This window comes from Streptomyces sp. P17, from assembly GCF_032436805.1.
Lineage (GTDB): Bacteria > Actinomycetota > Actinomycetes > Streptomycetales > Streptomycetaceae > Streptomyces.
Window position 1 is genome coordinate 81,571 of record NZ_JAVRBF010000038.1, and the last position, 9,418, is coordinate 90,988.

Consider the following 9,418-nt stretch of genomic DNA (forward strand, 5'->3'; position numbering starts at 1 on the left):
CGGGGACGGCCGGTTGCCGCCTATCAGACCCGCACACCTGTACGGCACCATGAGCGCGACCGCCACCACCCGGGCCGGAGGGCGTTCTCGTGGGCCGTGAACCGTACGGAAGACTGGACGAGTTGCAGCGCGACCCCCGAGCTGTCGCGCGGCCTCCTCGGGGGTCTCGCGGGCGAGGGCCACACCGAGGGTGATCCGGGCCGTCAGCGCGGGCGGCCACGCGGGATCGGTGTGCGGGACCGTCGGCGCGGGCATCGGCTGCGGACTCGTGGTCCACGGCCAGGAGGTGGCCGGGGCGCACGGAGTGGCCGGGGAGATCGGGCATGTCGCCATCGACCCGGCGGGCCCCAAGTGCCGGTGCGGCAACCGGGGTTGTGTGGAGGCCATCGCGGCGGACGCCGCCATCCTCGACCGCGTCCGCGAGACGACCGGAGCCGAGGTCGCCGGCACCGCCGAGGCCATCGACCTCGCCCACCAGGGGCACCCCGGGGTGCGGGAGGTGTACGCCGCGGCCGGAGAGGCGATCGGCCAGCGCCGGGCTGCCGTCGTATGTGCAGGTCGTGGCGCCGGTCAGCAGGGTGGAGGCGACGAGGTTCCACATCATCCAGTGGGTGGTGGTGTACCACAGCAGGCGGTCGCCAGGGCCGAGGTCCGAGTGCAGGCAGAGCGTCTTCAGGTGCTCCAGCACGACACGCCGTGGCCGTGCACGATGCCCTTGGGCAGGCCCGTGGTGCCGGAGGAGAACACCACCCACAGCGGATGGTCGAACCGGACCGGCGTGCAGGCGAGTTCTTCGGGGCGGGCGGCGACGTCCTTCCACGGGACCACCAGGGAGGGGTAGGTGGCGTCGGGCCAGGGCAGGCCCACGTGGTTCACCAGCAGCGTGGCCTTCAACGTCGGCAGCGCCTGCGCCAGTTCGAGGGCCGCGTCGCGGCGATCACGGGTGGTGCCGTTGAAGAGGTAGCCGTCGGCGGCCACCAGGACGGTGGGCTCCAGCTGGGCGAACCGGTCGGCGGCGGCCTTGGGCGCGTAGGCCTGCCCGCACACCGACCAGACGGCGCCGAGACTCGCCGCCGCCAGGAACGCGACGATCGCGTCCGTGCGGTGTGCAGCAGGGCCGCCCAGTCGGCGGTCGCCGTGAAGTCGTGGCGGCCGGAGGGGATCACGTCCATGACGACCCGGTCCGGGCGCAGCAGCACGGCGTCCGCCCGCCCCGCGCGCAGCCAGCTCGCGAGCCGGCCGTCGTCCCCGAGGCCGGCCGCGACGACGGTCCGTGCACCGAGGCCGTCGGCGACCGCCTGCGAGGACGGCGACAGCGGTACGGCCGTCAGCACGGCGAAGCAGTCACCGAGCAGGTCGTCGAGGCGGACCCGGTGGCCGTCGGAGGTCACCCACGGCTGCGGGCAGAAGCGGCCCCCGAGACCGCGGCGCCGGTGGTGCACGAGCGGACCGGCGGTCAGGGCCGGACTGAGGTCGCGTACGGCCGCCGTACCCAGGCCGGGGACCCGGACGGCCGCGCCCAGGAGCCCGCGCCGGAGGGCGGCGGCGCCGTCCTGGCCGCCGGTCATGGCCCAGCCCATGGCGACCGCGAGCCGAATCACGTAGCGGGCGTGCGGCTTGCGTTCACTCTCGTACGTGTCCAACAGCCGGTCGTCCGCGCCCTGTTGGAGGACCCGGGCGAGCTTCCAGGTCAGGTTGTACGCGTCGCGCATGCCCGCGCACAGTCCCTGCCCGATGAACGGCGGGGTGAGGTGGGCCGCGTCGCCGAGGAGGAACACGCGACCCCGGCGCCAGCGGTCGGCGAGCCGCGCCCGGAAGGTGTACCGCGCCTGCCGCAGCACCTCGAAGTCGGCGCCGTGCGCGAGGTCCACCCAGGGGGCGACCAGCGCCCGCAGCCGCTCGTGATCCAGCTCGGAGTCGTCCTTCAGCCGGAACTCCCAGCGGTAGCGGTCCTCGCCGATCCGCATGAACGTGCCGGGACGCCGCGGATCACAGATCTGCTCGACGCCCTCCCAGCAGCGGACCGGGAGGCTCGTGCGCACATCGATGACCGTCCAGCGCTCCTCGAAGCGCAGATCCTCCCATCGGGCGCCGATGGCGTCGCGGACGAGGCTGCCCGCGCCGTCGCAGCCGAGGACGGCGTCCGCCCGCAGCCGGTGCTCGCCGGTGTCGTCGCGGTAGGTCACACGGACCCCGGCGCCGTCCTGCTCGACGCCGACGACCTCCGCCCCGCCGCGCAGCTCGCACTGCGGAGTGCGGGCCAGGGCGTCACGCAGCACCCGCTCCAGCTCGGGCTGGTCGAACATGCTGGTCTGCGGGAAGCCATGGGCTCCCTGCGCGGTGCGCGGGAACTCGGCCATCACCCGGAGCCGGGCGTCCAGCAGCCGCAGTCCCCGCGCGGGGCGGGCGATCGCGGCGAACTCCTCCTGGACCCCGGCGGCCTGGAGGGTGCGGCGCACCTCGTCGTCGGTGGCGACGGCGCGCGGCAGGGGGTAGACGTCGTGGTGGCGTTCGAGGACGACGGCCCTCACCCCGCGCCGGGCCAGCAGGAGGGCGGCGGTCACGCCCACCGGTCCGGCTCCGACGATCACCACGGGTACGTCTGCCGAGTTGTGCTCGACGGTCATGTGCGGCTCACTTCGGTTCTCAGTGCGCGTCGGCGACGGGCGTACGCTGCTCGCCCAGGTCGATCCGGCCGTCCGGGGTGGCGATGGTGGCGGTGACGACATCGCCCTCGTGCAGGTAGCGGGGGTTGTTGGCCTGGCTCTTGAAGAACGCCTTCCACTTCACGGCGGGCGGCAGCAGCGCGCCGATCTTCTCGACGGCCCTGGGCGGGGCCTTCAGCGCGGTGCCGCCGGGGGTGCCGGTCAGCAGCAGGTCGCCGGGGTCGAGGGTCTGGAACCGGGCCAGCAGGGTCAGCGCCTGCGCCGGACGGACGATCATGTCGGCGAGGGTGCGGTCCTGGCGCAGCTCGCCGTTGACGCTCAACTTCAGCCGCAGATCCAGCAGATGGGCGAAGTCCTGCGGCTCAAGCAGGGAGAGGTAGGGCCCGGCCGGCGTGAAGGTGGGGTACGACTTGCTCTCGTAGAACTGCGTCTTGGTCAGCTGTACGTCTCGGGCACTGACGTCGTTGGTGATCACCAGTCCGGCGACGTACGAGGGCAGGTCGCGCTCCTCGACGACGGTGCCGATGGGCAGCGGGGCGCCCATGACGAGGCCGAGTTCGATCTCGTAGTCGAGGAACTTCACATGCGCGGGCCGGACGATGCTCTCGTGCGGTCCGCTGACCGACCCGGACGCCTTGCGGAAGAAGGTGGGCGGGATGTCGCCGGTGAAGCCGGAATCGCGGGCGTGGCTGCGGTAGTTGACCATCTGGGCGACCACCCGGCAGGGGGTGGTGACCGGGGAGAGGGCCACCAGATCGGCGACGGGTGCGCCCGCCTCGCCCGAAAGAGCCGCCTCCCGTACGGCGGCCCGGTCGGCGAGCAGCTCGGCGGTGGTGTGGGCCTTGGTGCCGACGGGGACGGCGCGGTCGTCGCGGACGGCCCACCAGCCGTCGGCGGTGCGCAGGACGTTGGTGCTCATGAGTTCATCGCTTTCATCAGGCCCAGCAGGCGTGCGGGGTCGAGTTCGTTGGCGCCGCGCAGGGCGTGCAGCACCTCACGGACCTTGGCGGGGGACGGACCGGCGCCGAGGAAGTCCCGGGTGGCGGGCGGCCCCCACTGGGCCAGGCCGCTCGCCGACATGGGCGCCCAGCCGGGTTCGACGTCGCAGGAGAACAGGTCGCCGTCGGCGAAGTGCTCCAGCATGAAGTGGTCGGGGTCGCGCCAGTAGTCGAAGAGCTGACTGCCCTGGATATGCCGGCCGATGCCCCAACTGCGCTTGTAGCCAAGCTCGTTGAGGTACTCGCCGCCCGCCGCGACCGAGTCGAGGTCGGTCACCTGGTAGGCGGAGTGGACATAGCCGGTGCCGGGCCCCAGATGCATCGCCAGGGTGTGGTGGTCGGCGGGCACGCTGCCCAGGTCGCAGCGGATGAACGCCATCGTCGGACCGCGCCCCCGCTGCCCGTCCAGGAACAGGAAGTCGGACACGATCATCCCGAGGGTGTCCAGGTACCAGTCCAGGGCACGGGAGAACACCCGTGTCTCCAGGACGACATGGCCCAGGCGCTGGATGCGGGACGGCTCGCGCGGCGGGCGCTGCGTGGCGTTCGTACGGCGGTGATCGGTGCCGAAGTTGAGCAGCAGCGGCCGCTGCCCGGGCAGTTCGGGGAGCTGTTCGGCGCAGTGCACCACCCGCACCGGGAAGCCGGACGGGTCGAGCAGCCCGACCGCCTTGCCGCCGCCGGGCACGTCCGCGTCCCGTACGTCGGTACCCGTCGCCCGGGCCAGCCGGTCCAGATCGGCCCGCTCGGCCGCGCGGAACGCCGGGCCGATGAAGCGGGAGGTCCGGCCGCGCCGGATGACCATGCAGGGCGAGCCCGCGAAGGTGCCCCGCAGCCACAGCTCCTGTTCCGTACGGGCGGCGATCCCGAAACCGAAGTCCCGCGCGAAGACCTCCGCGCGGTCCAGGTCGGGCTTCTCGAACTCCAGCCAGGCCAGGTCCGCCACTTTGATCACGGGGTTCCGGGAGCGGCCGGGGTGTTCGCCGCGCAGGGCGCCCTGCTCACTGTGGAGGTCCTGATGAGCCGTCTTGGACATGACGTCCTCCAAGCAACATTGCTGTAATGAGGAAATCATCAGCTTTGATTCAACGATCGTCAATAGCTGGTTCCGCTTGTCCTGATCGATTCATCAGAACTGTGGGGTGCTGTGATCGTTGCTAGACTCGCGCGTATGCCGACGTCAGCCCCGCCCAAGAACCGCTTCGAGCGGCGCCGCGCCGAGACCCGGCAGGCGCTGGTCCGGGCGGCCCGCCAGATCCTCGCCGAGACCGGGGACACCAGCGCGAGCATCCAGACGATCGCGGAGCGCGCGGACGTCGGCTTCGGGTCCTTCTACAACCACTTCGAGTCGAAGACGGAGCTGTTCGACGCGGCGGTGCGGGACGCCCTCGAAGAGCTCGGCCAGGCCTTCGACGAGCACCTGGAAGGCGTCGACGACCCGGCGGAACTCCTCGCGGCCGGCTTCCGGCTCAGCGCACACCTGGCCGAGTCCCGGCCCGAGCTGATGAAGGTCCTGCGCCACCGCGGCCTCGGCCACATCCACGCGGACTCGGGTCTGGCCCCGCGCGCGGTGCGGGACCTGGAGGCCGGTATCGCCTCCGGCCGTTTCACCGTCGCCGACCCGGTCGTCGCGCTGAGCGCGCTGGGCGGCTCGCTCCTCGCACTGGTGGAACTGCGGTTCGCCCGGCCCGAACTCGACGGCGACGAGAGCGCGTCGAACCTGGCCGAGATGCTGCTGCGCATGCTGGGTGTGCCGCCCGAGGACGCCCATGACGTCGCCCGGCGCCAGCTGCCCGACCTCGACTGAGCAGGAGCTGAGCCGCCGTGACCAAACCCGTCGTCCGTGAACCGCTGCGCCGCAACTCCCGCTCCAACCGCGCCCGTGTCCTCGCACCGCCCCGCACCCTGCCCGGCCTCGATCCGTCGAGGCCGGGCGGCCGTGCTGCGTCCGCCTCGCCTGCGCGCCCGCGCGGCGTAACGTCGATGGTGTGGACGTCACCGTGGACAGCCTCACGACCCGGGTCGCGTACGAGCTCAGGGCCGGCGCGGACAGGCTGACCGGCGACCTGACGGCGTGCCTGCGCAGGGAGGTCCCCGAGCTGTGGGCGGACCCGGACATCGCCCGGATGACCACCCAGAACATCGCCGAGCACACCATCGCCGTGCTGACCGGCCTGGAGCGGGGCGTCGAGCCGGACCGGATCGCACTGCCCACCGCCGACCTGGACCGCGTACGCAGGCTGGCCCGCCACGGGATACCCGTCACCGCGATGCTGCGGGCTCACCGCCTCGCCCAGGGCTTCGCCCTCGACCGGGCGCTCGCTGTGCTGCCCCGGCTGACCGGCGACGCCGAACTGATCAGCGCCGTGGCGCGCAGACTGCTCACGGCGACGACGGCCTACGTGGACCGCAGCGCCGAGCAGGGCGTCCTGGCGTACCAGGAGGAGCGGGAGCGCAGGCTGCGGCGGCGGCTGACGACGGTGAACGACGCCGGCGTGCGCATCGGGACCACCCTGGACATCGCCCGCACCACGCGGGAGCTGGCGGACTTCGCCACCGAGCACTTCGCGGACCGTGCGTCCGTCGACCTTCTCGACTCCCTGCTCCAAGGGCGGGACACCCCGGCGGAGGAACCGCTCGTACTGCGCCGGGTCGCCGAGGAACCGGCGATCACCCCGCAGGGACTACACACCTATCCGGAGGGATCCCCGCAGGCCAGAGCCCTCACCACGGGCCACCCCGTACGCCACCACTCCGACGCGCCCCCGGCCCACTCCACGCTGGTCGTGCCCCTGCGCGCCCGCGGCACCACCCTGGGCGTCGCCCAGTTCTCCCGCCACCGCAACCCGGACCGCTACGACGACGAGGACCTGCTCCTCGCCCAGGAGATCGCCGCCAGGGCGGCCGTCGCCGTCGACAACGCCCGCCGCTACACCCATGCCCGAGCCACCGCCCTCAGCCTCCAGCGCAGCCTGCTCCCGTCGCGCACGCCACCGCAGTCGGCCCTGGAGGTCGCATGCCGTTACCTCCCGGCCGGCGACCGGCTCGGTGTGGGCGGCGACTGGTACGACGTGATCCCGCTGTCCGGGGCCCGGGTCGCCCTGGTGGTGGGCGACGTGGTCGGCCACGGTGTCCACGCGGCCGCCACGATGGGCCGGCTGCGCACCGCCGTACGCACCCTGGCCGGCATCGACCTGCCCCCCGACGAACTCCTCACCCACCTCGACGACGTCGTCCTGCGGCTCTCCGCCGAAGCCGCCACCAGCCCGGACACCGAGCCCGCGGACATCGGCGCCACCTGCCTGTACGCGGTCTACGACCCCGTCGGCGGCTGCTGCACCCTGGCCCGCGCGGGCCATGTGCTGCCGTTCCTGACGGCACGGGACGGCACCGTCGACACCCTCGATCTGCCACCGGGCCCACCGCTAGGCCTGGGCGGCCTGCCCTTCGAGGCGGCGGAGGTGGTCCTGCCCGAGGGCAGCCTCCTCGCCCTCTACACCGACGGCCTGCTCGAAGCCCGAGACCACGACATCGACACGGGCCTCACCCTGCTCCGGCAGGCCCTCGCCCGGCCCGCGCCCTCCCTGGAGAGCGCCTGCGACACCGTGCTCGACACCCTGCTGCCCGCCCACCCGCCCGACGACGTCGCGCTCCTGCTGGCCCGCACCCACACCCTCGGTGACCGCCAGGTCGCGAGCTGGGACCTGGCAGCGGACCCCGCGGCGGTCTCACGAGTCCGCTCACACGTCTCCGAGCAACTGGGCGCCTGGGGCCTCGACGACCTCGACTTCACCACCGAACTGGTCGTCAGTGAACTGGTCACCAACGCCATCCGCTACGGCCGGCCCCCCATCCGCCTGCGCCTCATCCTCCCCCAGCCCCCTGGAGGGCTGGGAGGTGCCCCCACCTGCTCCCTCCTGTGCGAGGTCTCCGACGCCAGCAGCACCACCCCGCACCAACGCCGCGCCCGCACCTACGACGAGGGCGGCCGCGGACTCTTCCTGGTCGCCCAGCTCGCCACCCACTGGGGCACCCGCCACGCCCGGCACGGCAAGACGGTGTGGGCGGAGTGCGCCATGGAGGCGCCTTGATGTATTCCCGGCTGAGCCGGGAGGAATTCGGAGAATATTCCCGGGCTGAATGACTTACCTGGAGTCGAAAGACAAAGGGGACCGTAGCATGTCAGGAAAGCGGTGGCCGGGTCCAGGTATCAGGGACGGTGCACCGCGAGGCCCGCGCGATACGGCGAAAGCTGGATTGCCTGAACCCCAATCTCCAGTTGGTTAAAAGACGGACCCGTCGGCACGATACCTGGAGCCGACGCTGCTTCCTGCATCGGCCATTTCTGCCAGCCGAAGCAACTCCGGGAGGCAGAGCGATTCCCAGCGAGGGAATTCAAGGAGATGAGTGGGGCGCCTAAGTCGCGCTAGATACGTACATCAAGACGAACCATGGGATCACCTAAAGGGCGCGAGCCCCATGGTGACGGAGTGCCCGTAGTAGTCGCAGGAGTAACGACCTGTCATGGAGGGCGGGAAAGCCGCCCACAGGGCCAAGGGGCACAGGTGATATGGATCGACGGGACCGGAAGGTATGCGTAATGCAGAGCGCCGAAGCGGTACTTGACATCCTTCGTGAACGAGGTAGGCGTAACCTGCCGTGTAATGAACTCTATCGACAGATGTTCAACCCGCAGTTGTATCTACTGGCCCACGGCCGCATCTACTCCAACAAGGGAGCGATGACGCCAGGGGTGTCAGGGGAAACCGCAGACGGCATGTCACTGGAAAAGATCGGACGCATCATCGATGCGTTACGCCACGAGCGATTCCGATTCCAGCCCGTCAAACGTGTCTTCATTCCGAAAAAGAACGGGAAAAGGAGACCGCTGGGCCTGCCGCCATGGAGAGACAAGCTGGTGGGCGAGGTGATGCGCCTCCTCCTGGAGGCCTACTTCGAGCCCGGCTTCTCCGACCACTCACACGGTTTCCGTCCCCGCCGGGGCTGCCACACCGTGCTGAGCGAGGTGGCACGTGCCTGGACCGGGACGACATGGTTCATCGAGGGTGACATCGCCAAGTGCTTCGACTCACTTGACCATCAAGTGATACTCGACATCCTGGGCGAGAGAATCCACGACAATCGGTTCCTGCGGCTCGTGCGCAACATGCTCCGAGCCGGATACCTGGAAGACTGGACCTGGAACGCGACGCTCAGCGGCGCGCCGCAAGGCGGGGTCCTCTCCCCGATCCTGTCCAACATCTACCTGCACAAACTGGACAACTTCGTCGAACGAGTTCTCATTCCGGAATACACCCGAGGGCACCTCAGGGCGAGAAACCCTGAATACCGCCGGGTGGAAGCGGCTATCCAGCGAGCACGAGCACGAGGGCGCGGTGACCGCGCCGAACTACGTGCTCTGCGCAAGCGGCAGCACAGTCTCCCGAGCCAGGACATGTCCGACCCGGGATATCGCCGACTGCGTTATGTGAGATACGCCGACGACACCCTTCTCGGGTTCGCCGGACCCAAAGCCGAAGCCGAAGAAATCAAACAGCGACTGGCCCGGTTCCTGCGTGAAGACCTCAAGCTGGAACTGTCCCAGGAAAAGACGCTGATCACCCACGCCAGAACCGGCAGGGCAAGATTCCTCGGCTATGAGATCTCCGTCCAGAGGAACGACCGCAGAGTCGAACGGAAACGAGGCAGCCGGCGCAAGCGCCGGTCGACCAACGGAACCGTTGCACTGCACGT

The 9,418-nt window shown here is 70.7% G+C and carries 6 protein-coding genes and 2 pseudogenes; 4 read left to right on the top strand and 4 right to left on the bottom strand.

Annotated features, from left to right (window positions below; genetic code table 11):
- Window positions 1-238: 238 nt before the first annotated feature.
- Window positions 239-547 (top strand): annotated as a pseudogene (locus tag RMT89_RS24395) (ROK family protein); the annotation flags it as partial.
- Between the two features lie 125 nt (window positions 548-672).
- Here the strand turns inward: RMT89_RS24395 and RMT89_RS24400 are convergent.
- The 4 genes and pseudogenes from RMT89_RS24400 to RMT89_RS24415 all read right to left on the bottom strand — a co-directional run bounded on the left by RMT89_RS24400 (window position 673) and on the right by RMT89_RS24415 (window position 4,700).
- Window positions 673-1,047, bottom strand: a complete 375-nt coding sequence (locus RMT89_RS24400) for an AMP-binding protein (protein ID WP_315885917.1) — start codon at window positions 1,045-1,047, stop codon at window positions 673-675.
- Window positions 1,048-1,094: 47 nt separating this feature from the next.
- Window positions 1,095-2,627: pseudogene (locus RMT89_RS24405) on the bottom strand (bifunctional 3-(3-hydroxy-phenyl)propionate/3-hydroxycinnamic acid hydroxylase); the annotation flags it as partial.
- A gap of 19 nt (window positions 2,628-2,646) precedes the next feature.
- On the bottom strand, window positions 2,647-3,585 hold the full coding sequence (locus tag RMT89_RS24410; protein ID WP_315885918.1) for a fumarylacetoacetate hydrolase family protein: 939 nt from the start codon (window positions 3,583-3,585) through the stop codon (window positions 2,647-2,649).
- Window positions 3,582-4,700, bottom strand: coding sequence for a VOC family protein (locus RMT89_RS24415; protein ID WP_315885919.1), 1,119 nt, complete (start codon window positions 4,698-4,700; stop codon window positions 3,582-3,584). Before RMT89_RS24415 ends, RMT89_RS24410 begins: the two co-directional genes overlap by 4 nt.
- Before the next feature lie 135 nt (window positions 4,701-4,835).
- On the opposite strand from RMT89_RS24415, the gene RMT89_RS24420 reads away from it, so the two are divergent.
- The 3 genes from RMT89_RS24420 to RMT89_RS24430 all read left to right on the top strand — a co-directional run.
- Entirely contained in the window at window positions 4,836-5,471 is a 636-nt protein-coding gene (locus RMT89_RS24420) for a TetR family transcriptional regulator (protein ID WP_315885920.1), read from the top strand.
- A gap of 181 nt (window positions 5,472-5,652) precedes the next feature.
- Entirely contained in the window at window positions 5,653-7,755 is a 2,103-nt protein-coding gene (locus RMT89_RS24425; RefSeq protein WP_315885921.1) for a SpoIIE family protein phosphatase, read from the top strand.
- A 509-nt stretch (window positions 7,756-8,264) separates the two neighbouring features.
- The coding region (locus RMT89_RS24430) for a reverse transcriptase/maturase family protein (RefSeq protein WP_315885922.1) at window positions 8,265-9,418 on the top strand (1,154 nt) is incomplete at its 3' end.